This is a genomic window from Spirosoma koreense, from assembly GCF_054777875.1.
This window is the reverse complement of sequence record NZ_BAAHAC010000005.1, coordinates 739,398-764,470: the sequence shown is the minus strand read 5'-3', so window position 1 is coordinate 764,470 and position 25,073 is coordinate 739,398. Positions and strand designations below refer to the sequence as shown.

General features: G+C 52.7%; 17 protein-coding genes. 6 read left to right on the top strand and 11 right to left on the bottom strand.

Annotated elements, in window-relative coordinates:
* Positions 1-43: 43 nt before the first annotated feature.
* The 7 genes from ACYVC2_RS08995 to ACYVC2_RS08965 all read right to left on the bottom strand — a co-directional run bounded on the left by ACYVC2_RS08995 (position 44) and on the right by ACYVC2_RS08965 (position 14,782).
* Positions 44-2,728 (bottom strand): permease prefix domain 2-containing transporter, encoded by a 2,685-nt coding sequence (locus ACYVC2_RS08995; RefSeq protein WP_461101972.1) that lies wholly within the window; start codon positions 2,726-2,728, stop codon positions 44-46.
* A gap of 91 nt (positions 2,729-2,819) precedes the next feature.
* Positions 2,820-5,435, bottom strand: a complete 2,616-nt coding sequence (locus ACYVC2_RS08990; protein ID WP_461101971.1) for an ABC transporter permease — start codon at positions 5,433-5,435, stop codon at positions 2,820-2,822.
* Positions 5,436-5,507: 72 nt separating this feature from the next.
* Complete coding sequence (locus tag ACYVC2_RS08985) at positions 5,508-8,180, bottom strand: ABC transporter permease (RefSeq protein ID WP_461101970.1); 2,673 nt, start codon at positions 8,178-8,180, stop codon at positions 5,508-5,510.
* An 83-nt stretch (positions 8,181-8,263) separates the two neighbouring features.
* Positions 8,264-8,599 (bottom strand): PadR family transcriptional regulator, encoded by a 336-nt coding sequence (locus ACYVC2_RS08980; RefSeq protein ID WP_461101969.1) that lies wholly within the window; start codon positions 8,597-8,599, stop codon positions 8,264-8,266.
* Between the two features lie 295 nt (positions 8,600-8,894).
* Positions 8,895-12,137: an efflux RND transporter permease subunit gene (locus tag ACYVC2_RS08975; protein WP_461101968.1), complete on the bottom strand. Its 3,243-nt coding sequence runs from the start codon at positions 12,135-12,137 to the stop codon at positions 8,895-8,897.
* An 87-nt stretch (positions 12,138-12,224) separates the two neighbouring features.
* Positions 12,225-13,394 carry an efflux RND transporter periplasmic adaptor subunit gene (locus ACYVC2_RS08970; RefSeq protein WP_461101967.1) on the bottom strand — a complete coding sequence of 390 codons (1,170 nt, stop codon included), beginning with the start codon at positions 13,392-13,394 and terminating at the stop codon, positions 12,225-12,227.
* A gap of 47 nt (positions 13,395-13,441) precedes the next feature.
* Complete coding sequence (locus ACYVC2_RS08965) at positions 13,442-14,782, bottom strand: TolC family protein (RefSeq protein ID WP_461101966.1); 1,341 nt, start codon at positions 14,780-14,782, stop codon at positions 13,442-13,444.
* Positions 14,783-15,143: 361 nt separating this feature from the next.
* Here ACYVC2_RS08965 and ACYVC2_RS08960 point away from each other — a divergent pair, with 361 nt between their 5' ends.
* The 5 genes from ACYVC2_RS08960 (at position 15,144) to ACYVC2_RS08940 (ending at position 18,202) form a co-directional block, all read left to right on the top strand.
* A complete protein-coding gene (locus tag ACYVC2_RS08960; RefSeq protein ID WP_461101965.1) occupies positions 15,144-16,871 on the top strand; it encodes a glutamine--tRNA ligase/YqeY domain fusion protein in 1,728 nt (575 codons plus the stop codon).
* 73 nt (positions 16,872-16,944) lie between these two features.
* Complete coding sequence (locus ACYVC2_RS08955) at positions 16,945-17,232, top strand: DUF4160 domain-containing protein (RefSeq protein ID WP_461101964.1); 288 nt, start codon at positions 16,945-16,947, stop codon at positions 17,230-17,232.
* Positions 17,174-17,488: a DUF2442 domain-containing protein gene (locus ACYVC2_RS08950; RefSeq protein WP_461101963.1), complete on the top strand. Its 315-nt coding sequence runs from the start codon at positions 17,174-17,176 to the stop codon at positions 17,486-17,488. The genes ACYVC2_RS08955 and ACYVC2_RS08950 overlap by 59 nt, the downstream gene beginning before the upstream one ends.
* A gap of 94 nt (positions 17,489-17,582) precedes the next feature.
* Positions 17,583-17,789 (top strand): hypothetical protein, encoded by a 207-nt coding sequence (locus ACYVC2_RS08945; RefSeq protein WP_461101962.1) that lies wholly within the window; start codon positions 17,583-17,585, stop codon positions 17,787-17,789.
* Positions 17,789-18,202, top strand: a complete 414-nt coding sequence (locus ACYVC2_RS08940; RefSeq protein WP_461101961.1) for a putative toxin-antitoxin system toxin component, PIN family — start codon at positions 17,789-17,791, stop codon at positions 18,200-18,202. The genes ACYVC2_RS08945 and ACYVC2_RS08940 overlap by 1 nt, the downstream gene beginning before the upstream one ends.
* 308 nt (positions 18,203-18,510) lie before the next feature.
* On the opposite strand, the gene ACYVC2_RS08935 is transcribed toward ACYVC2_RS08940, so the two are convergent.
* Positions 18,511-19,005 (bottom strand): YybH family protein, encoded by a 495-nt coding sequence (locus ACYVC2_RS08935; RefSeq protein WP_461101960.1) that lies wholly within the window; start codon positions 19,003-19,005, stop codon positions 18,511-18,513.
* 497 nt (positions 19,006-19,502) lie between these two features.
* Here ACYVC2_RS08935 and ACYVC2_RS08930 point away from each other — a divergent pair, with 497 nt between their 5' ends.
* Entirely contained in the window at positions 19,503-21,095 is a 1,593-nt protein-coding gene (locus ACYVC2_RS08930) for a serine hydrolase domain-containing protein (protein WP_461101959.1), read from the top strand.
* A 90-nt stretch (positions 21,096-21,185) separates the two neighbouring features.
* Here ACYVC2_RS08930 and ACYVC2_RS08925 read toward each other — a convergent pair whose 3' ends face one another.
* From ACYVC2_RS08925 to ACYVC2_RS08915, 3 genes are read right to left on the bottom strand one after another with little or no spacing between them, the layout of a single operon-like run.
* Positions 21,186-23,426 carry a xanthine dehydrogenase family protein molybdopterin-binding subunit gene (locus ACYVC2_RS08925; protein ID WP_461101958.1) on the bottom strand — a complete coding sequence of 747 codons (2,241 nt, stop codon included), beginning with the start codon at positions 23,424-23,426 and terminating at the stop codon, positions 21,186-21,188.
* Positions 23,423-24,448 carry an FAD binding domain-containing protein gene (locus ACYVC2_RS08920; protein ID WP_461101957.1) on the bottom strand — a complete coding sequence of 342 codons (1,026 nt, stop codon included), beginning with the start codon at positions 24,446-24,448 and terminating at the stop codon, positions 23,423-23,425. Before ACYVC2_RS08920 ends, ACYVC2_RS08925 begins: the two co-directional genes overlap by 4 nt.
* The gene (locus ACYVC2_RS08915; RefSeq protein WP_461101956.1) at positions 24,445-24,984 is read right to left on the bottom strand and encodes a (2Fe-2S)-binding protein; all 540 of its coding nucleotides are present in this window, start codon (positions 24,982-24,984) and stop codon (positions 24,445-24,447) included. The genes ACYVC2_RS08920 and ACYVC2_RS08915 overlap by 4 nt, the downstream gene beginning before the upstream one ends.
* Positions 24,985-25,073 lie beyond the last annotated feature (89 nt).

Below are 25,073 nucleotides of genomic sequence, written 5' to 3'. Positions count from 1 at the left end.
TTGGGGCTAGGCTTACCCCAGGCCCTAACCCCTACGCCCTGTGCTATTCCGATCGTAAGCTTTTGACCGGGTTGACCAGCGCGGCTTTGATGGCTTGGTAGCTAACGGTCGCCAACGCTATAGCGAGGGCTAAAACCCCTGCAACGGTAAATACCCACCACTCAACGGAGACGTGATAGGCAAATTCATTTAACCATTGATTGGTAGCCCACCAGGCTAACGGAAAGGCAATGCCGTTGGCAATCAACACCAACTTCAGGAAATCTCGGGATAGTAAGGCCGTCAGATTGAAGACACTGGCACCCAACACTTTCCGAACGCCAATTTCCTTGACGCGCTGCTCGGCTGCGTAAGTAGCCAAGCCGAACAGTCCCATACAGGCAATGAAAATGGTAGCCATTGCAACCCAGATAAGCAGGGTTTCACGACGCCGATCTTCGAGGTAGAAGCGGGCCAGTTGCTCGTCCAGAAAGTGATATTCCAACAAATGTGTCGGATCGATTTTGGTTAGCACCTCATTCATTTTCGCCAGTGTTGCCGGAATGTCCCGGCCTTCCACGCGCGAGGTAAAATAGTCGATCGTATGAACTGGATTATGCTCATAAGCCAGCACCATCGGCGCTATTTTCTCGCGCAACGACTGAAAATGAAAATCTTTAACAATACCAACTACTCGCGCATGAAACGTTTGGCGATTCATGAGCGGAAAGTAACTTCCGTTCATCGCCCGTTCAGGAATCTCTACCAGCTGCCCCGATACATTGGTAATATTCAGAAGTTTAGCCGCCGTTTCGTTCAAAATTATAGACGTCGAATCGCTTGCATTCACGAAGTTGCGGCCTTTCAGCACCTGTACCTCGAATGTCTTAGCAAAGTTTTCATCGACACCCAGCAGATACGACACCTTATGGTCTTCCGAACTACCCTCCTGCCGAATATGAATAGTCGGAATGATTTTCCACTCACCGGGTACTCGCGACGTTGTCGATACGTTTTTCACCGTCGGTATTTTACTAAATTCCGCTTTGATGGTTTCCGATCCGCTTCTGATTTTAGCGGAGTTGATATCAACGACCAGCAGGAGTTCCTTGTTGAAACCCAAGTCTTTGTTGTTGGTGAACCGGATCTGCTGAAACAACACGATGGTCGCAATGATCATGACCACCGAAATCGTAAACTGAAAAACAACCAATCCTTTGCGTAGCGACAAATCGCCTTTGTTCTGGAGTTTAAGATTTTTCAGCAGCGCCAACAGGCTGAATTTTGACAGCAGGAACGATGGATAACTGCCTGCCACTAAACCAACCGTTACGAGGGCGATCAGCGCGTAAAGCCAGATTCGGTAATCGGCCTTGAAACCCAGTGACAGTTCTTTTCCCGTAAATTCGTTGAAAGCCGGAAGGAGTAGGTTCACAATGCCAATGGCCAGCAGAAAAGAAATGGTGGTGACAACCATCGATTCGGTCAGGAATTGCTTGACGAGATGGATTTGAAACGCACCATTGGCCTTCCGTACTCCAATTTCTTTCGACCGGTTCGACGCTCTGGCCGTCGTCAGGTTCATGTAGTTGATGCAGGCAATCAGTAGCACGAAAAGCGCTACCACGGCAAAAACTTTGATGTACAACAACACCCCTTTACCCATCTCAGCGACATTCGCGTTTCGGGCGCCATCCACAATGTGTTCCGAATACAGGTGCATATCGGCCAGAGGTTGCAGACTATAGCTTATCGACGTACCTACCTCCAGTTTGGCATTCGCGTTGAGTAACTGGGTAATTTTTCTGGCGGTCACGTCTGGATTGGCCTGTTCTTTCAGCAGGAAAAAGGTCATGAAATTCTGAGATGCCCATTCAGAAATCCATCGGGCAAAATCATCGTCGTGACGGATCGTTGCTTCGGAAATGAGCGTATTGAAATCAAAGCTCGAATTGCGGGGGTGATTTTTCAGAACAGCCGTTATCGTCAGCGGTTTATCCATATATTCCAGCTTCAGGGTTTTACCGGCCACCTGAGTCGTATGAAACAAGCGCTGGGCAAACTCCTCGACAATAACAATGGAGTTAGGCTCTTTCAGGGCCGTGCGGCTGTTGCCATCTACAGTCTCGAAATCAAACAGTTCCATGATACCGTTATTCGCGAATGCGATGGTTTCCTGAAACGTATTTTTGTTTGCGGGATTTGTCAGATTAGCCCGCCCGGTTCGGATGATTCGAGCGGTATTCTCGATTTCAGCGATCTGTTTTCTCGACTCTTCCGACACTTTGTAGCTCGATGCGGCAATGGTGAGGTCTTCCGTCGAACTCTTTTTATGCTGGATTGCCCGGTAAATCCGGCTCGACTGACGATGTTGCTGATCGAACGTCAACTCGTCGAACAGATAAAGTCCAATCAGTAAAAAGCACGTAACACCAAACGTCAGACCCGCTACATTCAGCGTCGTGTAGAGCCTGTTCCGACTCAGCGTTCGGAAGGTGATTTTGAGATAATTCCGCAGCATAGTCGTATTTGTTGGTTGAGGGTATTCGTCGGGTCGTCTTCGAACAAATTCAGGCCGCACATACGCCAGCACATCCAGCCAGTAGCGTCGTCGGGCACGGGCCTCCCCCACCTGCCGTACTCGTAGTGCATACCGCTCATGGAGATCCCCCAGCACCTCCTCCACTAAATGGGGAGCGCAGAACCAGGTCAGCAGACGGTCGGCGAAGCGGGGCGGGGTAGTGGGCATAGGGCATGGGGCTAAGGGCAGGGGGTTGGCTTGGGGCCAGGCTTACCCTAGGCCCTAACCCCTACGCCCTAACCCCTACGCCCTAGGCTATTCATTCCGATCGTAAGCTTTTGACCGGGTTCATCAAAGCCGCTTTGACGCTCTGGAAACTGACCGTCAGCAGAGTGATGAGCAGAGCACCCATGCCGGTAGCTCCGAAAATCCACCAGGAAAGGTCGGTATGATAGTCGTAGTTCTGAAGCCAGTTGCCCAGTAGGTAATAAGCGACCGGGCTGGCCAGACTAAACGCGATGATTACCAGCGTGACAAAGTCTTTCGAGAGTAAGCTCCATACGTTGAGGACAGATGCGCCGAGCACTTTGCGCACACCGATTTCCTTGGTGCGCTGCTCAGCCACATACGACGCTAAACCAAACAGGCCCAGACAACTGATGAAGATAGCCAGCACGGCAAAGAAGCTGGCCAGCGTACCGATCCGCTCTTCGGTCGCAAATTTGAGCGCGTATTCCTGATCGGCAAATTTGTAATCATAAATGGCCGCTGGCGCGTATTTTTTGAAGATATCGCCAATTTTACCGACCGCTTCACTGGCGCTCATAGCCGGGTTGATACGAATATTGACAAAATTGCTGGGGAAACGGCTGATGTAAAAAAGCGTTTGCTGGGCAGGTTTGTAAGGTGAATCCATGACCATATCCTTGATAACGCCCACGATGGTATACCGCAAATCGCCTTCACGGATGATTTTTCCAACTGGCGATCTGGTCAACCCCATGAATTTTACAGCCGCTTCGTTGATAACCATAGCGGACGAGTCGGTACTGAATTTTCGGGAGAAATCGCGCCCTTCCTTAAACTGCCAGCCTACTGTCTTTCCAAAATCGTGGGTTACGCCGATGACCGCAAAGTCGGGTTGCTGGGCCGGGTCTTTGCCGTCCCAGTCGAAGCCACCGTTAAAGTTCCAGATAGCCGTCAGGGGGCTTTCTGACTCCGCTATTTCAGCCACCGCTCCCGACTGGATCAACTCCGCGCGGAACGTTTCAAAATGATCGTGAATATCGGGCGTAGTGGTTTGTATATACAGCAGTCCGCTTCGGTCATAGCCAATTGGTCGGTTTTTGGCGTATTGAATCTGTCGGAACACGATGATGGTTCCGATGATCAGCGTTACCGAAACCGTGAACTGCACCACTACCAGCACCTGTCGGGGCAGCGACGCAAAACGCCCCACCTTAAAGGTGCCTTTCAGAACTTTTACCGGCTGAAAAGACGACAGATACAAAGCGGGATAACTACCGGCGACCAGGCCGGTCAGCAGCGTAAAGCCAAGACCCAGCAGCCAGAAAAGGGGCGTTGACCAAAGGATAGCCATTTGCTTGGCCGCTACTTCATTGAATACCGGCAGAACGAGCTGCACCAGAACCAGCGCAATTCCAAACGCCATAAAAACAACCAGTAAGGATTCGCTCAGGAACTGGCTGATCAGTTGGGCACGCACCGATCCAATCGCTTTGCGGATACCGACTTCTTTAGCGCGTTTCTCGCTCCGGGCCGTACTTAGGTTCATGAAATTGATGCAGGCCAGCAGCAGTACAAACACGCCGATGATGCCGAACAGCCAGACAAACTGAATTTGCCCCCCCACATTTACCCCGTTTTTAAACTCCGAATACAGGTGCCAATTGCGCATCGGCTGCAGAAAAATCTCGGGTTTAAATTTGGCTAGTCCGGGATCGACATTCGCTAGCTTCGCATCTTTTATGGTTGCCGAAACCTGGTCCATATCGGCCTTGTCGGCAAGCTGCACAAAAAGCTGAAACGAGTTATTGTCCCACTTCTGCTGCGATTTTTTTACCCAGTCCCGAACGGCCACATTTACCTGCCAGGGAACTAGGTATTCCAGATTACTAAACTGTGTGTTGTAGGGTAAATCCTGGTAAACTCCCGTTACTTTAACGGCCGTCTGATTATCGATTTTCACGAGTTGACCCAACGGATCGCTATTTCCAAAAAGGGCATTGGCGGCCGATTCGGATAACAGAATCGAATACGGTTCATTGAGTCCCGCCCGGGTCCCCTTGACCATGTTCAGCGACAATAGATCGGGGGCCTGCGGTTCTATATAATTCCCTGTTCGCCGGGATTTTTTATCTCCGAATGACAGGATATGGCCCTCGGTCCAGGAGGATAACACCACCCATTTAAAACCGGCTGCATACGTCGTCCGGAGCACGTTGGCCAGCGGGATGGGGATCGTGGGGGCAGTCGAGACAGAGCCATTGATAGTCTGATTCTGCATCACCTGCGCAATACGGTCGTAGTTTTTGTGGTATTTATTGAACGACAATTCATCGTAAATCCATAGTCCGATGAGCATGGCCACCGCCATACCAATAGACAGCCCCCCAATGTTAATGAAGGAATACGCTTTCTGCCGGGACAGGTTTCGAAAAGCGATTTTCACATAATTCCGTAGCATAGTCGTATGGGTTGGGTTAGGATACTGCTTGGGTTGTCGGTCGATAAACTCAGGGCGCACGTAGGCCAGCACATCCAGCCAGTAACGTCGTCGGGCACGGGCCTCCCCCACTTGCCGTACTCGTAGTGCATACCGCTCATGGAGATCCCCCAGCACTTCCTCCACTAAATGAGGGGCACAGAACCAGGTCAGCAGACGGTCGGCGAAGCGGGGCGGAGTAGTGGGCATAGGACAAGGGGCTAAGGGCATGGGGTTGGGGCTAGGCTTACCCCAGGCCCTACCCCCTACGCCCTAGGCTATTCATTCCGATCGTAAGCTTTTGACCGGGTTCATTAAAGCCGCTTTGATACTTCGGTAACCGACAGTCAGCAAGGCAATGGTAAGCGCCATCAGCCCCGATAGCCCAAACATCCACCACTCGACATCGATGCGATAAGCGAAATCCTGCAACCATTGATGCATAGCATACCAGGCAATAGGCGAAGCAATCAGGACGGCAATTAGCACCAGTTTGACAAAATCTTTGACCAGTAACTGAACGATGCCCGGCACCGACGCGCCCATGACTTTGCGGATGCCAATTTCTTTGGTCCGCTGTTCGATTACGAAAGCCGAAAGCGCAAACAACCCCAGGCTGGCAATGATAACGGCCAGCAGGGCAAAGGCCGAAAATAAGTGCTGGGTACGTTGCTCACCGGCGTAGAAGGCCGCAAACTGATCGTCCAGAAAATGGTATTCCAGCGGCCCATTCGGGTTGAAGGCCTCCCATTGGCGTTTTAGATCGGCCAGAAAGCCCGCTACGTCCGAGGTGTTGATTTTAATGACGATTCCGCCGGCACTCCTGCCCATCATCAGCATGATGGGAGCTACTTTCTGCTTGACCGACACGTAGTTGAAATCCTTGACCACACCAATGATTTTGAACTCGTGATTGCCCGACCGGACCACCGATTTACCGATCGGATTGGTCCCTTTCCAGCCTAGTTCTCGCACGGCCGATTCGTTGATGAGCACCCCGGAAAGGGAATCCGTCGGGAAGTCTCTTGAGAAATTCCGCCCCTGTACGACCTGTATCCCTAGCGTGCGGAGGTAATCATAGTCGACGTGGTAAATATTGGCGTGAATTTCCGCACCGTTCGACGTTTCGTTTTTAGGATAAATCTGCGTTCCGTCCATCATGATGCCGCCCGGCACATACCTCGACAGGCTGGCCGATATGACATGACTATTCTGCAAAAGCTGTTCTTTAAACGCCAGTTGGCTATCGCCCAGCAGTCGGGTATCGGGCAGTGCAATTACCTGATCTTTATCGTACCCCAGTTTCTTGTTCTGCATGTACTGCAACTGCCTGTATACCACCATCGTAGCAATGAGCAGGATGGTCGAAATCGAAAACTGGAACACAATCAACCCGTTGTGCAACGGTTTTTTCTGCGAGCTTTTACCAAAAAATGATCCTTTTAAGGTTTTGATAATACTGAACGACGACAGAAAAAAAGCGGGATAAATACCGGCTATAATCCCGGACAGTACGCTGACCAGAAAAATCGTGAGGATAGCCCGATAGTCCAGAAAAAAAGCGAAGCCAATCTGTTTGTCGGCAACCTGATTGAAGTAAGGCAACAATAAGAAAACCAGCCCGTACGAACACACCATCGCCAACAACGTCAGCAGGACCGATTCGGTAAGGAACTGGAACACCAGCTGGTTTTTCACCGATCCCATTACTTTGCGAACCCCTACCTCTCTGGACCGTTTTGCCGCTTGCGCCGTCGACAGGTTTGTGAAATTGATGCAGGCTAATAATAGAATAAACAGCGCCAGAACGGAGAAAATATACACGTACTTTATGTCGCCGTTCGGCTCCATTTCATACTTGGTATTGGAGTACAAATGGATGTCTGTGAGCGGCTGTAGTAAAAAGCGGAATGTCTCTACGGATTTCTGGGCTTCGGCCAGACTGACACCCATGTCACGCTGCACTTCGGGAACGACATATTGGGCAACCAGTTGCGGAAATTTAGCTTCCAGTTTTTTCGGATCTGCTTTATCGGCCAACTCCAGATAGGTAAAGAAACCGAGATTGCTCCAGGTCGGATGGGCGATGTGCCGCGTCGATAGACTCAGAAAAGCATCCGTATGAAAATGCGAATTATCGGGTACTTTATCGATAATCCCCGTAACCGTATAGGTTTCCCGTTGCGTACCTACCGCCAGCGCTTTTCCCATCGGGTCTTCATCACCAAAATATTTAGTAGCAAACTCTTTTGAGACGACTACGCTATTAGGTGCCACCAGAGCCGTTGCCACATTGCCTTTCAGGAAGGGAATGGAGAATAGTTGAAGGAAATTTGAATCCGCAAAAGCAAGGTGTGCTTCTTTGAACTGATTGGTTTTGTACTGGACATAGTCGCTGACAGGAGCTAGCCTGGTCGACGCTTTTACTTCGGGAAAAGCCCGCTGAATGCCTTCGCCAACGCCCGCATCGACATTGGGGTATACGGCTACGTCACCATTGCCGACCATCGAAAGCTGTACCCGATAGAGGTTACCGGCGTGAACGGGGTATTTATCATAGCTCAATTCGTTGTACACGAATACGGCGATAAGCATAAAACTAGTCAACCCAATGGCTAACCCTAGAATATTGATGGCGGTAAAGGCTTTGTTCAGCATCAAATTCCGCCAGGCGATTTTGACATAGTTTCGTAGCATATCGGTAACTTCTGGGTTTGGATAATCTTCGGAATATCGCTGGTGCGGCATTCCGACTGTTGGTTGTCGGTTTATAAACTCAGGGCGCACATAGGCCAGCACGTCCAGCCAGTAGCGCCGTCGGGCACGGGCCGCCCCCACTTGCCTGACCCGTAGTGTATACCGCTCATGCAGATCCCCCAGCACTTCCTCCACCAAATGGGGAGCGCAGAACCAGGTCAGCAGGCGGTCAGCGAAGCGGGGTGGGTTGTTTGGCATAGGGCAAGGGGGTAAGGACAGGGAGTTGGGGGCGGGTCGCGGGTAATCCTACCCTAGGCCCCTAGCCCTATGCCCTACGCTATTTAGCTCCATTCCAGTCGAATGTTGGGAATAATCCGGTCCCACAGCCGATTGCGCACGGCCCGCACCTCGCTCAGTACCCGGCCGCCCAGGGCCGTAACCGTAAACAGCCGCTTTCGGCGACCGCCCCGTTCGGCCGTGGCCTCGCCCAACTGCGACGTCAGGTAGCCTTTCTGCTCCAGCCGTTGCAAAGCCGCGTGGACCGCTCCCGTACTGACCGAATTACCGGTTTCCTGCTCCAGCTCTTCAGCAATCATCACTGAATACGCTTTGGGCGAAAGAGCTGCTACGGCTAGTAAAACTACCTCTTCAAACTCACCTAAATCACTGCGTCGCATAACCCGAACGAGAGTTAATGAAAGCCAAATGGGATATCCTCCATTTCGGTATATCAAATGCTTTGCCAAATCTGTAAAACAGGGTGATCGGCGCAGAAACAGAGGTTAATCACAAAAAATGCGTACATCCATTGTCCGTTTATGGACAATGGATGTACGCATCTGGACAGTGGAGCGATAAAAGCTATTCGAGCTTGTTTACTGTCTTCTTACAAAGAGGACGGATTTAATAAGCTCTTTTGGCACTCTCACGTAGGTGAAATCACAGAAACAGTAGTCCTGTTGGGGTTACCTCTCAATGACGAACTTTGTCGCCACCGTGCCCGTTTGAGCCGTTGGCCGGAACAGGCTGTAGTTTGGCGTCGGCATGTTCGTCGGGCTTCTGGTCTTTTTTCGCGTTTTTCTTCAGCTCTTCCAGCCCTTTCTTTCCGTAAGCTAACCGGGTAATAGCCACGTACAGCACCGGCACGACGAAAATAGCCAGCGACGTAGCAGCCAACATGCCACCCAATACCGTCCGGCCGATGGTAGCCCGTGCGACGCCCCCTGCCCCACTCGCGAGGGCCAGCGGGAACACTCCCAGGATAAACGCCAGCGACGTCATCAGGATCGGACGCAGCCGCAACCGAACCGCTTCGATGGTCGATTCGAGCAGGTCCTCGCCTTTATCGACCCGTTCTTTGGCAAATTCCACGATCAGGATGGCGTTCTTGGCCGCCAGACCGATCAGCGTAATCAGACCGATCTGCGCATAGACGTTGTTGGTCAGGTACGGAAACAACAGCAGGGCAATAATGGCCCCCATTGCCCCAATTGGTACCGACAGAAGGACCGAGAACGGCACTGACCAGCTTTCGTACAGAGCCGCCAGAAATAAGAATACGAACCCGACCGACAGCAGGAAAATATACAACGAGCTGTTGCCCGCGTTGATCTCCTCGCGGCTCAGTCCGCCAAAGTCATAGGAATACCCGGCGGGGAGCACTTTGGCTGCCACTTCCCTCAGGGCATCGTTGGCCTGGCTGCTGCTGTACCCTTCCCGTGCTATCCCGTTCAGCTCGACCGTACGGAACAGGTTGAAGTGCGAAATGAGCGGAGCGTTTTCGATGATGCTGGTTTTAATGACCGCGCTGATCGGCACCAGTTGTCCACCCTGGTTACGCACATAATATTGATTTAGATTCGTTAGATCGGTCCGGTACATCGTATCGGCCTGCGCTACCACCCGGAACTTACGCCCGTAGATAATGAAGTCGTTGACATACTGACTACCCAGATACGTCTGCATGGTGGTATATACCGAGCTAACCGGAATACCCAGCTTTTTACATTTATCCCGGTCGACATCGACCCGGTAGGCGGGTGTTTTCGCCGTGAAATACGTGAAAGCCCGACCGATTTCCGGACGTTTGTTGGCTTCGGCCAGGAAATTCTGCACCACGTTGTCGAATGCCCGTACGTCGTCGTTGGTTTCGCGCTGCTGAATTTCAAACGTAAACCCGGAGCTCTGCCCCAGGCCCGGTATTGCGGGCGGCTGCAGCACCTGCGGCCGGGCGTCGTTCAGGCCGGCCAGCGCTTTCTGCAATTTCGCTACCAGCGAGTCGGCCTGAAGTTTCCGATCTTTCCGTTCGTCCCAGGGTTTCAACTGCATAAATACGGTACCACTGTTCGATTTCGATGCGAACGTCACGGCATTCAAACCGCCCAAAGCCGCGAAGTGATTGACATAAGGCTGCTCTTTCAGAATATTCATGATTCTGTTGAGCACCACCAGACTGCGTGAGGTCGAAGCGGCTTCCGGAATCTCGTACGTAACAATCAACCGGCCTTCGTCTTCGGTCGGAATAAAGCCCGTCGGCTTTGCACGGAACATAAACACGGTTCCAACGTACACAACGATCAACCCAACGATCACCAGCGGGGTGGCTTTGATCAGCCGCTGCACCGCATTGGAGTAGGAGTTGGTGACCCGCTCGAACCAGGTGTTGAACTTATAGAAAAATTTGTTTAGCCCCGTCGCTTTTTCATCGATGTGCATCGGACGCAGCAGCAGCGTACACAGCGCGGGCGTCAGCGACAGCGCCACAAAAGCCGAGATCAGTACCGACACGGCAATGGTGATGGCGAACTGCTGATAGAGCCGCCCCACGATACCCGGAATAAACCCGACCGGCACGAACACAGCCGCCAGAATCAGCGCAATGGCAATAACCGGGGCCGAAATCTCACGCATGGCTTCTCGGGTGGCATCTTTCGGCGACATGCCCTTATCGATGTTTACCTGGACGGCTTCCACCACCACGATGGCATCATCGACCACGATCCCGATGGCGAGTACGAACGCAAAGAGTGTCAGAGTATTGACGGTAAACCCGAGCGGCACGAACAGCGCGAACGTACCGACGATCGATACCGGAATAGCCAGCAGGGTAATGAGCGTAGCCCGCCAGCTTTGCAGGAACAGAAACACCACCAATACCACCAGGCCAAGAGCTTCCAGCAACGTTTCGACTACTTCCGAAATCGACACCTGAATTACCGATACCGACTCGAACGGCACGACGTATTCGATGTCTTTCGGGAAAGTTTTCTTGAGGTTATCCATGGCCGCATACACGCCCTTGGCCGTTTCGAGGGCGTTACTGCCCGGCAGCTGATAGACCAGCAGGTACGATGCCCGTTTGCCATCGACAAACGAGTTGCTGGCGTACGAGAACTTACCCAGCTGAATTCGAGCAACGTCTTCCAGATAAACCAGCGACCCCTTGCTCGGATCACTGCGAACGACGATTTTCCGGAATTCATCTTCCTTGCTGAGCCGGCTGTTGGTGAAGACCGAATACTCGAAGGCCTGCGTCGAAGGCTGGGGCGAAGCACCCACCGACCCACCGGCCACCTGCAGGTTTTGCTCCTGGAGGGCTCCTACCACGTCATCCGGCGTCATACCCAGCTGAGTCAGCTTGTCGGGTTTGAGCCAGATTCGCATACTGAAGTCATCGGCCCGGCTGAAAATATCCCCTACCCCCGGCACCCGCAGCAGTGCGTCGCGGATGTAGATGTTGGTATAGTTGTCCAGGAACGAAACATTGTGCGTGCCGTTCGGCGAATACATCGCCACCAGCATAAAAATCGATGGGTTCCGCTTCCGAACCACAACCCCCAGACGGGTCACTTCCTGCGGAATCTGCGGCTGCGCGATACCCACGCGGTTCTGAACGTCCAGCGCGGCAATGTTGACGTCCGTGCCGACCTTGAACGTCACGTTCATGGTCATCCGGCCGTCGTTGGTGGCGTTGGTCTGCACGTAGTCCATCCCCGGCGTACCATTCACCTGGGTTTCGATGGGTGTGGCCACCGTCTGCTCGACGGTCTGGGCATCAGCGCCTGTATACGTTCCCGTTACCTGCACAACCGGCGGGGTAATGTCGGGGTATTGGCTGACCGGCAGGCTCAACAGGGCCAGCACCCCCAGCGCCACAATTACGATGGACGCGACGATAGCCGTTACAGGCCGATTGATGAATATTTCTGCGAACATAATTTCAGAGAATGTAAGACCGAATACGCGACCGACTGAATGCCCCACGTCGGGGCGTGCTCATCCGCTCGTTTACGCTTTCGACCGTTATTTTGCAGCTGTTTGTCTATTGCTCGAATCCGGTTTTGGCCCACCGGGCTGGCCGGGTTCAGCAACCCGTACTTTCGCACCGTCTCGAATTTTCTGCGTTCCTTCCGTTACGACCATCTCCCCTTCGTTCAGCCCATTTTTTACAATGACCTTGTCGTTGATCCGCGCGCCCAGAGTAACTTTCTTCTGGCTGACCTTACTGCTATCGCCCACGACGAACACGAAGTATTCGCTCATCTGCTCAGTTACGGCCTGGTAGGGTATCAGCAGTTGCGGCTGTCCCGTACTGTTTTTCACCCGAACGTTGCCGTTCAGGCCGGGTTTCAGTTGCTTGTCCGGATTAGGAAAAGCGATCCGAACACGCAGGGTACCGGTTTGCGGATCGACCGCCCGGTCGACGATCTGGATGGAACCGGGGTATTTATACACCTGACCGCTGGGCAAGACCAGCCGGAACGTCGAATCCTGCGTTACGTTCTTTTTGTTCTGAAGCCCAATAAACCGTGAGATCTGCGATTCATCGACCTGAACATCGGCGGCAATCGGGTTATCTTCCGAAATGGTATTCAGAGCGGCCGAACCCGGTGCGACGGCCGCGCCCAGCCGGACCTGCGAAATCCCGATCGTACCGTCCAGTGGCGCGTAAATGGTTGTATACTTCAGGTTGGTTGCTACCTGCTGAATGGAGGCTTCCGAAGCCGCTACCTGCATTCTGGCTGCTTCCAGGGTTGCGTTGGCATTGTCGACCAGTTGTTTGGCCACGGCGTCCTGCTGCGCCAGGGTGTTGTACCGGTCGGCGTCTTTCTGCGCCCGGTTAAGGTTCGCTTTCTGGACGTTCAGGTTCGCCACAGCCTGGTCGTAGCTGGCCCGGTACTGCTGCGGGTCGATCGAGTACAGCTTCTGTCCTTTGCTGACCCGCTGGCCATCCTGAAAGAAAATACCCGTGATGTTGCCGGCTACCTGCGGCTGGATCTCTACTTCGCGCAGGGCGGTTACGGTTGCCGGAAATTCGTCGTAGTACGTTGCGCTGCCTTTTTCGGCTCTTACGGCCGTAACAGCAGCTGGGGGAGGTGGCCCCTGTTGCTGCTGGGCATCTTTCTTGCCGCAGGCGACCAGGAAAACACTTAAAGCGATACTGCTTACCACTGAATTTATATATAGCTTCATAATAGCAAAAATCTCGTTTGTTTGGCTAACAGAGTCGGCCCTAAAGGTTAAAATCGAATGTTCCCCAGCGCCCGCTGTACATCTACTTTACTGATCAGCGCCTGATATAGTGCATTTGATACATTCAGTCGCGCGGTTCTCAAATCGGCTTCGGCAATGGTAACGTCTAGGTAGGTTTTGATTCCCGAGCGGTACTGTAGATTGATGATTCGATACACATCCTCGGCCAGTTGCTGATTTTCCAGCAAAGCCAGGTAATTGGCCAGATTGCCTTTATACGTAGCCAGCGCCTGTGCATATTCAGCATCGATCGCACTGTTGAGGGCTACCAGATCCCAGCGGAGCCGCTGTACCTGCAACTCCGCAATCTTGGTTTGCTGGATTCGTCGACCGCCCTGAAAAATGGGTAACGCCACCGATAAGCCAATGACCGAGTTGGGAAACGATTGCCCGTAGAGCTGCGTAAATACATTGTTCTGATACAGCAGGTTATAGTTTCCGAACGCCGACACCGACGGCAGATAAGCCCAGCGGTTATAGCGAACATTGGCATCCAGCAGACGGCCCTGGGTTTGTAAAAGCTGATACTCGATCCGGCTTTGTGGATTCACCAACAGCAGCGTATCCATGGCCACATCGGTGGTCAGTTGCAGTGAATCGTAGCCGACCGCTAATTGACTATTGGGTGGATACCCCATCAATTGCTTGAGTGTCTGATACTTCGACCCCACCAAATCGCGGTATTGCTTGCGCTGGGCCAGGGAGTTGTTCAGGGCAATCTTCGCCCGTTGCGCATCGGTTTTATCGACGATGCCCCCCTGATACTGGTTGGTTGCGTCCTGCAGGCTTCGCTGCAGCCGGGCGATATCTTCGCCCAGAATATCTACCTGGCGCTGGGTCAGAATCAGGTCGTAAAACGCTTTGCTGACATTGACAACGACCTCGATTTTGTTCTGAACCGTAGTCTGAGCTGCCTGAACGCGGTACGCGTCGGCGGTCCGGCTGGCCAGTAGCACATCGCGGTTGAAAATGCTCTGCGTTACCGAAAGCGAAGCCGTGGAGGTGTTTTGAGCGCCGAGTGCTACGGGTCTCTTTTCGCCCGTGGTGGCGTCGGGAATCAGCGTAACGGGCAGTTTGAGGTAGTGCAGCAGGTTGTACGATCCGCTCACCTGTGGATACCAGGCCGCCAATGCACTCTGCACGGTGCGTTCGGCAATTTCCTGATCGATAGCCGATTGCCGGACAATGGGCTGGTGGGTTAACGCGTAATTGATGCAATCAGTAAGAAACGCTTGTTTCGAAAGCGAATCCGTTGTTTTCTGCGCAAAAAGACCGGGCGACAGAAACCAGCCAATCGCGAACAGTAAGCCGATAAATAGTTTGTTCATAGATCACGTATACAATAAATCTATCCTGGGAGGATAGTCAACGGCGTGTACTATCTCAAACCCGTTCTGATGTCGTTTTTGTTCGCTGATTAATAAGAAATTAACGGGGCTTAAACGCCTACTTAAGTACTTTTCAGGCACGTTCATCCGTAAAATAACTCGGTGGGCGCAGCAAAGAAGACCGGATTTTTACACGTGCTCAGCTTTTTAGCAAGTTCCTTACTGAGTAATGCTACGCTCTCGATTCAGCCAAAGGTATAAACGGATTCGGCACGGGTTCGGTTTAGAACCCGTACGTTTGTGTTTGTCAAACCCACCCAAAGACCGTAATTTCGGGCCTTTATCGTAGCGATTAAGCGACATGGCTGACCTGACCACAGAATCTGAAGCACCGATCTCCGGCGAAAACAACTCGGCGGACCGGGCGCTCAACTTTATTGAACAAATAGTCGAAGAAGATCGCGCCAATGGCAAAAACGGGGGTCGCGTTCACACTCGTTTTCCGCCCGAGCCCAATGGCTACCTGCATATCGGGCATGCAAAATCCATTTGCCTCAACTTCGGGCTGGCGGATAAATACGGCGGTCAGACCAATCTGCGGTTCGATGACACAAACCCGGTTACGGAAGATACCGAGTACGTCGACTCGATCAAGAACGACGTACGCTGGCTGGGCTTCGACTGGGAGAACGAATTCTACGCATCGGATTACTTCGAGCAGTTGTATCAATTCGCCGAAACGCTGATTCAGAAAGGTTTAGCCTACGTAGACGACTCGTCTTCGGAAGCGATTGCCGAGCAGAAAGGCACGCCCACCGAACCCGGTCGCACGAACCAATATCGTGACCGCAGCGTCGATGAAAACCTCGATCTGTTCCGGCGTATGAGAGCCCGGGAATTTCCCGACGGCGCGAAAGTGCTGCGGGCAAAAGGTGACATGGCTTCGCCAAACATGCACATGCGCGACCCGATCATGTACCGCATCAAGCACGCCCATCACCACCGCACAGGCGACACCTGGTGCATTTACCCGATGTACGATTTCGCGCACGGGCAGTCGGACTCGATCGAACACATCACGCATTCGCTTTGTACGCTGGAATTTGAGGTACACCGACCGCTGTATGAGTGGTTTATTGAAAAACTGGCCATTTTCCCGTCCCGACAAATTGAGTTTGCCCGGCTAAACCTGACCTACACGGTCATGAGTAAACGGAAACTCAAGCAACTGGTTGAAGAAGGCCACGTCAATGGCTGGGACGATCCTCGGATGCCAACCATCGCGGGTCTTCGTCGGCGCGGCTATACCCCCGCCAGCATCCGCGAATTTGCCGACCGCATCGGAATTGCCAAGCGTGACAACCTGATCGACGTGGGGTTGCTGGAGTTCTGCATCCGCGAAGAACTGAACAAAACGACTCACCGCGTGATGGCCGTACTCGACGAAAAACCGCTGAAACTCGTCATTACGAACTACGAAGTGGGCCGGGAGGAAATCATGACTATCGAAAACAACCCCGAAGACCCCAGCGCGGGCGAACGGAACGTGCCGTTCAGTCGGGAAGTGTATATCGAGCGCGACGATTTTCTGGAAAACCCGCCGAAGAAATTCTTCCGGCTGTCTCCGGGCGGTATGGTTCGGCTGAAAGGCGCGTACATTATCAAATGCGATGAAGTCGTGAAAGACAACGCGGGCGAAATCATCGAACTACGTTGCTCCTACATTCCCGAAAGCCGCAGCGGTTCCGACACGTCGGGAATCAACGTGAAAGGTACGATTCACTGGGTATCGGTTCCCCACGCCGTTGAAGCCGAAGTGCGGCTCTACGACCGGCTGTTCTCCGTCGAAAACCCGGCCGCCGATGAGCGCGAGTTTCGGGAGCTGCTGAATCCCAACTCGCTCGAAGTGGTCCGCGCGTTTGCCGAACCGGCGCTGGTCGAAGCGGCCCGTTCCGGTGCGCAAACGAACTTCCAGTTCATGCGCAAGGGCTACTTTATCCTCGACCCCGACTCAACTCCCGACAAGCCCGTTTTCAACCGAACGGTGACGCTGAAAGATACATTTGCGAAAGAGGTGAAGAAGGGGTAGGTTGACAAAATAGTTTACTGACTGGTGACATTTCATACTAATCAATGTCATCAGTCAGTAAACTAGTATCAGCATGCCTACTCTCTTTCGGTTATTCGGTTTTCGTTTTTTCTACCGAATGTACGATTTGATGAATGAGCCATGCCATATACACGCTGGCGATGACGGGGTTAAATTATGTAAATACTGGATTCGGGAAGATGGCAGTTTTCTATTGGCTGATTCTGTTAAGATCAAAGTTGCTGAGCGAAAGAAAATAGAGAAGGCAATACGTGAACACATACGTTTAATTATGATCACTTATGAAAGCGACTGTCAGACCAGCGGCATCAAGCCTAACTACTACAACCAAGCGAAGTAATAGAGGCCGTCATCGGCCAAAACTCGCGGATTTGCCAACGTTTACCGAGGTGAAAGTCGACGCCGACACAATCGGGTTTAGCCTGAGTGATGGACGCACCATTACCATTCCATTAGCTTGGTCTGCGTTGTTGAGTTCAGCCTCTTTCAGCCAACGTAACAATTTCACGATCAGCGCTTATAACGTGTTTTGGGACGACATCGACGAAGTTATTGGTGTTGAAAACGTGCTCTTTGGCAAAGAGTTGTATTTGTAACCAGCCAATCCATTTTTAACCAGACCGCTATACCAACAGCTAAGATTATTCCAGGGGATCTTTATTATCTTTACGAAAAGTCCTTGAACATCATATGAGTATAGTACAGGTTTTGGTGTCGGATGTAGCGGCACAGAAATATAATCAGCTCTCTGCTGAGCAGAAGCAGGCACTTTCTGCTTTGATCACTGATAGCCTCAATGATACAACTGACCTACTGGACGTGATGGATTACATTAGCTTCAAAGCAACTAAACGTGGCTTGACTGAAGACAAATTGAATGAATTGTTAGCTGACTGATGCCCCCCGCCATAGTTTTTGACACCAACGGTTTAGTAAGTGCGGCTTTATTGGCACAGTCAACAAGTAGGCAAGCATTTGAGAAAGCTTACCGCCATTGTCAACTCTTGACGTCCGTATCTTGCCTGGACGAACTAACTAATGTTCTATCCAGACCTAAATTCGCTAAATATATTACTCCATTCGAGGCCAGCCTATTTATCAACCGCTATACATTAGCCGCACATAGTATTACAATCACTGAAAGCATTACGGATTGTCGAGACGCAAAAGATAACAAATTTCTTGAAGTTGCTATTTGTGGACATGCTTCATACATAATAAGTGGCGATACCGACTTACTTGATTTAAATCCTTACAAAAGCATCCCAATTATTACTTCGAGAGAATTTCTGGACTTACCTTTATCATGAGATTATTCATGATCTCTTGACCAAAATTCCATGTCCATCATCCGCAAATCCAGTAATCCCGACGAAATCCACGTTTACGACAAGGCCTACTGGTAGGCAAAAACACCGCAGGAGCGGCTGGCCGCGGCCCTGAAACTTATCCGGCGGGCAAAAGCGATTTATTATGCCAACCCCAACAATCCACCGTTAGGCGATGGAAAACAAGTATTTAAATCCAATAAGCCTATAGAGCGTCCTAAATGGCATCAAATTCGGCCATAGGACTCGTTCGATGTGGAAACTTACCTCCAATAGAACAAACTACGCTCCTATCTTCCGCAGGCCGCACTGCCGGTGCAGCCTAAGCTGACAAACAGCTCGGAGCGGATTTTCCAGCCCGATTCAGTTTTTTTCCACATCGCCAGGTAAACCCCCGTAAACGTCTGAATGCCGTCGGAGCGCTGAAACCGGCTTGTCCAGTGGCCATGTTCAGCTGCGAGTGCGCCCGATGTGTTGACCTGCACATTGTCTGGATCGCGGACGTAACCCAGAAAAGCGGCATCCTGAAAGTTGGACGCAACCGACGCCAGCACCGACCCCCGCCCCGACAGGTGGGTACCGCTCCCCCGAGTCACCTCCACGTCGGGCAGCATCGACTGGCCATAGGCAACCAGATCGCGGGCCTGAACCGCCCGGTTCGACTGCGCCCGTAAATTTCGTATCTGAGCAGCATCGGATCCCTCGCCAGATTTAAAGTGAGTTGCCGAGCCAGGCGGAAGCAGCCAACAGCTCATGGCCCATAACGAAGCAAGTAACGATTTCATAGACAAAAGCAGTTACGGTCGTACAGCTTTACACGTTCTCTTGTACTGGTGGCCAGCCGCCTGCGATGCATGTTCTGCACAAAAGCATCAGGCGCTGGTTTATAAAAGGCCAGGAGAGAGAATAAATTGAAACGGTGAAAAGAAAAGAGTGGTAGTTGTTTTCCATTCATTGATGAGTAAGGTAAGTTATCAATAAAATCCGGCGGAGCCGTTCAAGTGTTAACCCTATACTTCCATCGAAGACAGATCAGGCGGTCGATTTCCGGACAGTTTATGGCTATAAAAGTAGGCGCCCCCGCCAAATTACCGCTAATCATGTCTAAAAAACACAAACTTCCCCTCTTTCGGTACGTTTTGCCGGTTTACCCGCCCGGAACAGGGCTCTAATTTCCTGTTGCGCAACAATAGTAAGTTGATCGAACATCGCTCTTTTAGGTATATGACCCTGCTTAGGTTAGTCCGAAGATACCGATCCGCTCTTAATCGTATTTAAATCCATGAATCTGAATCGCCGAGAATTTCTCCAACAACTGGGCTTTGGTGCCGCCGGTCTGACGGTCGCCACTACCCTACCCACGCTGGGCTGGACACTGCCCACCAAAACGATAAAATTGCCCCGAAGCCTGCCCGAAGCCCAGGGGGTGGCCCCCGTTGGCCTGCTGAACTTCATCAAAACTGTGGAAGACAGTAAGCTTAATGTACACAGCATGATGGTCGTTCGGCACGGGCAGGTGGTAGCCGAGGGCTGGTGGGCCCCTTATGCCCCTCAACTCAAACACACGCTGTATTCACTCAGCAAGAGTTTCACCTCGACGGCGGTCGGTCTGGCCGTTGCCGAAAAGCGGTTGACCGTCGATGATAAGGTCGTTTCGTTTTTTCCGAACGACGCGCCGGCTACGGTCAGTAAGAACCTGGCCGCCATGCGCGTGAAGGATTTACTGACCATGTCGACCGGTCACGATAAAGACACCACGCCGGCGCTCCGGAACGGCACCGATAGCAGTTGGGTCAAGGCGTTTCTGGCCCAACCCGTCGAGCATGAGCCCGGCACGTTCTTTGTCTACAATAGCGGGGCGACGTACATGCTCTCGGCCATTGTTCAGAAACTTACCGGCCAGACCGTGCTGGAGTACCTGAAGCCCCGGCTTTTTGGGCCGCTGGGCATTGAAGGCGAAGACTGGGAAGTATCTCCGCAGGGCATCAATACCGGCGGCTGGGGCCTACGGCTGAAGACGGAGGATATTGCCAAATTTGGGCAACTCCTTCTTCAGAAAGGGGTCTGGAATGGCAAACGACTGGTCAGCGAAGCCTGGATTGCCGACGCGACCCGCGCCGAAGTTCAGTCGAAGGGCGGCAAAGGCGATGCCAGCGTGAACGACTGGATACAGGGTTACGGCTACCAGTTCTGGCGCTGTCGCAACGACGCGTACCGGGGCGATGGAGCGTATGGTCAGTACTGCATCGTTCTCCCTAAAGAAGACGCCGTTATCGCTATTACCTCCGAAACGGGGGATATGCAGGCCGTTCTGAACGCCGTCTGGGACAACATACTCCCAGCGCTTCGGCGTGTAGGGCTACCCGCCGATCGGGCCGAGCAAGGTATTCTGACCAAAAAAATGGCCAGTTTGACCCTTCCGCCCACGACCTCCAAAGCAGAAACGTCTGTAGCGAGCCAGATCAGCGGAAAAACGTATGCGGTAGCCGACAACCCGATGCACGTAAAAGAGGTTTCGCTCACCTTCGGCAAGGATGGCAGTATTTTCAAACTACAGGACGACAAAGGTAGCCATCAGGTGCTGTGTGGTGGTAGCCGCTGGGTCGACAGCACAACGACGTTTGCCGTAGCCCCGCTAATGCTGACACCAACGCCCGTTCCCGGCGATCAAACCCGAAAAGTAGCGGCCAGTGGCAGCTGGCAGGACCCGAATACTTTTGTGATGCTGTGGCGGTTTATCGAAACGGCGCACTACGATATGGTTACCTGTCGCTTCGGATCGGATGGCGTTCAGGTCGAGTTTCAGAGCAGTCTGAGCATTTTGGGCAAAACCAAAGACAAACGCCCGGTGCTGGAAGGTAAAGTGATGGCGTAGATTTTAATCAGAAGTGGTCAGTAAGTAGTCATTGGTCGCAAAACAAGTTATGCGATCAATGACTACTTACTGACCACTTCTGACTTTCTGCTATAACAACTTATCTAAGGTGATCGGCAGATCACGAACCCGTTTGCCGGTAGCGTGGTAAATGGCGTTGGCAATCGCAGCGGGCATCCCCACAATACCGATTTCGCCCACCCCTTTTATACCCAGCGGATTCACGATAGTATCGTGTTCTTCCACAAAAATAACGTCGAGGTCATGAATGTCGGCGTTGACGGATACGTGATATTCAGCCAGGTTATGGTTCATGAACCGACCGAAGGTATGATCCAGGACGCTTTCTTCGTGAAGCGCTTTGCTGATGCCCCACACCATACCGCCCAAAATCTGACTGCGAGCGGTCTTAGGATTTAAAATACGGCCAGCGGCAATGGCGCTCACGGCCCGGGTCACTTTCACCGTTCCCAGCTCTTCATCGACCATTACCTCGACAAATACGGCCGAATGGGTGCTGCGGGTATAATCTTTCTGTTTCAATACATTCGGTAACGCTCCCGACGTTTCGCGAACCGCTTTTCCGCCGTTCTGATCGACAAGCGTCAACAACGATACAGCAACCGACGGGTCTTGTTTCAGGCGCAGGTGCTTATCCGCAAATTCGATATCCTCCCATTTGGCGCTTTTAAATGGCGAACCGGGCATTTTTTTCGCCAGTTTCAGCAACGATTTTCCTACTTCCTGACAGGCAGCCTGCACTGCCGACCCGACTGTGGCCGCTGTCCAGGAACCGCCCGAAATGGGAGCGATCGGAAAATCAGTGTCACCCAGTTTAAAAATCACGTCCTCCATGGGCATGCCGAGCGTATCGGCGGCAATCTGCGTCATGATGGTGTAGGTACCCGTTCCGATATCGGCCGTAGCACTACTCACCCACAACTTGCCGTTTACCAGCAGGGCTGCTTCCGCGCGGGCCGCCATCTGGTTGGCATCCCAGATGCCAACAGCCATCCCCCAGCCGATCAGGTTATGGTCTTGGCGCATCGACCGGGGCGCAAAACTGCGCTTCGACCAGCCAAATCGCTCGGCCCCCTGCCGGAAGCACTCGCGAAGCTCCTTACTGGAATACGGCCGTTTTTCATTGTGATCCAGTTCCGTATAATTCTTCAGCCGTAGTTCGAGCGGGTCCATCCCCAGTTCATAGGCCAGCTCATCTACAGCAACTTCGAGGGCCGACATACCCGTTACCCCGCCGGGTGCGCGCATGTCCAGGGGTGTAAACACATCCAGCGGCACCAGTTTGTACTCCATTTTGGTATTCTCGGGTGGATACAGCATGCCCCCCCAGTTAACGACCACCTCGGTATAGTCCTCGAACTGAGACGTTTCGCCGTAGGCATCGTGGTAAAGCGCATCCATAGCCCCATCGGGAGAGGCCCCCAGCGCCACGTTCTGCACCGTAACCGGGCGATGCCCGAAGGTGAACATCTGCTGGCGCGTCAGGGTTACGCGCACCGACCGTTTTAGCTCCAGAGCGGCCATAGTAGCCATAAATAGCTGATACTGTGGTCGCAAGCCAGACCCGAAGCCCCCTCCCATATAAGGTGAAACTACCCGCAGGTTTTTGAAAGGGATATCGAATACCTGCGATACGTACAGAATGCTGTTGGTTACCCCCTGGGTCTTGTCGTAAATGGTCAGTTTAGGCGCTTTCCTGCCCGGCTCATAGACCACCGTACTGGCAAACAACTCCATGGGATTATGGTGCTCAGCCGCGTGTACGTATCGACTGTTCACTTGAGCGGAAGCATTTTTGTAAGCCTCCTCAAAGTCGCCACGAGGTTTGGGTGGCGGTGGTTTCAACAGGCTGGCGAGGCCACTTTTGGGATCCCGTGCTTTGTGCAGGTTCTCTTCCAGATTGGTTTCGAATGTATCTTCCTGATAGTCGATTCGAACCAGCGAGGCTGCATAGCGGGCTACTTCAAAGGTTTCTGCGACAACCAGAGCAACCGGCTGACCACTGTATTTGACCGTTTCATCCTGCAGAGGCCGAAACGGCGAACCTGGCGGTGCGTCCTGATCTTTGTATTTGATATCGAACCAGGGGAGTTTTGGCCGATTTTGATGCGTAAATACCTGCAGAACGCCATCCAGACGCAAAGCGTCGCTGGCGTCGATATGAGTGATTTTCCCCTTTGCAATAGCACTCGATACGACATACCCGTAGGTCAGACCGGGCACATTGAATTCGGCAGCATATTTGGCTTTTCCCGTTACTTTTTCCCGGCCGTCGACGCGGCTGATGGGTTTTCCGATGGCGTTGCTCATGCGGTTGGTTCGAGTTTAGCGGCCTGGCCCAATGCCCGTACGATAGCACGTCTGGCCAGTTCGATTTTAAATGTATTATGTCCGTAGCCCTGCGCCCCAGCCAACAGGATTTCGGCAGCAGCCTGAAAGGCCTCTTTCGTAGCAGGCTTTCCAACCAGCACGGCTTCGGCTTCCGGCTTGCGCCAGGGTTTATGTGCCACACCCCCCAGCACGATCCGAGCGTCGGTGATGGTGTTGCCTTCCAGCTCCAGCGCAGCCGCCACCGATACCAGCGCGAAGGCGTAGGAGGCCCGGTCGCGCAATTTTAGGTAGGCGTGGTTTTTCGAAAAGCCTTTCGAGGGCAGATCGATCGCCGTGATCAGTTCGTCGGCTTCGAGCGTGTTGTCCAGGTGGGGCGTGTCGCCGGGCAACTTATGGAAGTCGGCAAAGGGAATGGCGCGCTCACCATTTTTTCCCGTTACGCGCACAACCGCTTCGAGGGCCGCCAGCGCCACGCACATGTCCGATGGATGGGTAGCGATGCACTGCGGTTCGGTCAGCTCTCCTTCGTTATTCGGATAGCGTGTCCCCAGAATAGCGTGAATTCGGTTGAACCCGTTAATGGCCGAACAGCCCGATCCTGGTTCGCGCTTGTTGCAGGGCGTTGCTAGATCATAAAAATAATAACAGCGGGTGCGTTGCATCAGGTTTCCGCCATCGGTGGCCATATTGCGCAATTGGGGCGAGGCTCCCGCCAGGATAGCCTGCGATAGTAGCGGATAACGCTCCACCACCCGTTCGTCGTAGGCGGTATCGGCATTAGTCATCAGGGCGCCCAACCGCAAGCCCCCTTCCAGGGTTTCGGAGATGGTAGCCATGGGCAAGCGGGTAATATCGATCAGTCGCGTGGGGCGCTCCACGTTTTCCTTCATCAGATCAAGGATATTCGTGCCCCCCGCAATGAATCTGGCCGACGCATCAGTGGCCCGCTCGTCGACAGCCATATCGACCGCATCGGCCCGGGTGTAAGTGAAACTGTTCATACGGATTGCTGGTTCATGACCTCTTCAATGGCATCATCGATGTTGGTGTAGGCTCCACAGCGGCAGATATTCCCGCTCATCAGTTCGCGGATGTCGGCTCTGTTTTTAGCGTGACCTTCGGTCAGCAAGCCAACTGCCGAGCAAATCTGGCCGGGTGTGCAGTACCCGCACTGAAACGCATCGTAGTCGATAAACGCCTGTTGCAGCGGGTGCAGGCCGTCGGCAGCATCGGTGTGCGTCTGCGCCAGCCCTTCGATGGTCGTAATGGATTTTCCTTCCTGCATGATGGCCAGCGTCAGGCAGGAGTTGATACGCTTGCCATCGACCAATACCGTGCAGGCTCCACACTGACCGTGGTCGCAGCCTTTTTTGGTACCGGTCAGGTCCATGTATTCGCGCAGGGCATCGAGCAGACTGGTCCAGGGAGCCAGTTGAAGTTGTTTTTCAACGCCGTTGATGGTCAGGTTAACCGGGTGGACAGGCGGCAGAGAAGGTGGCCGCTGTTCCAGCGGTGGTGCTTTACTAGTCAGAGTCATAACGTTCCGGAATAGGTATATGTATTACGGAACTGTCAGCCAGTAAGGTTGTTTGAAAATAGCTCAGCAGCAGCGAGCTCAGCATGTCG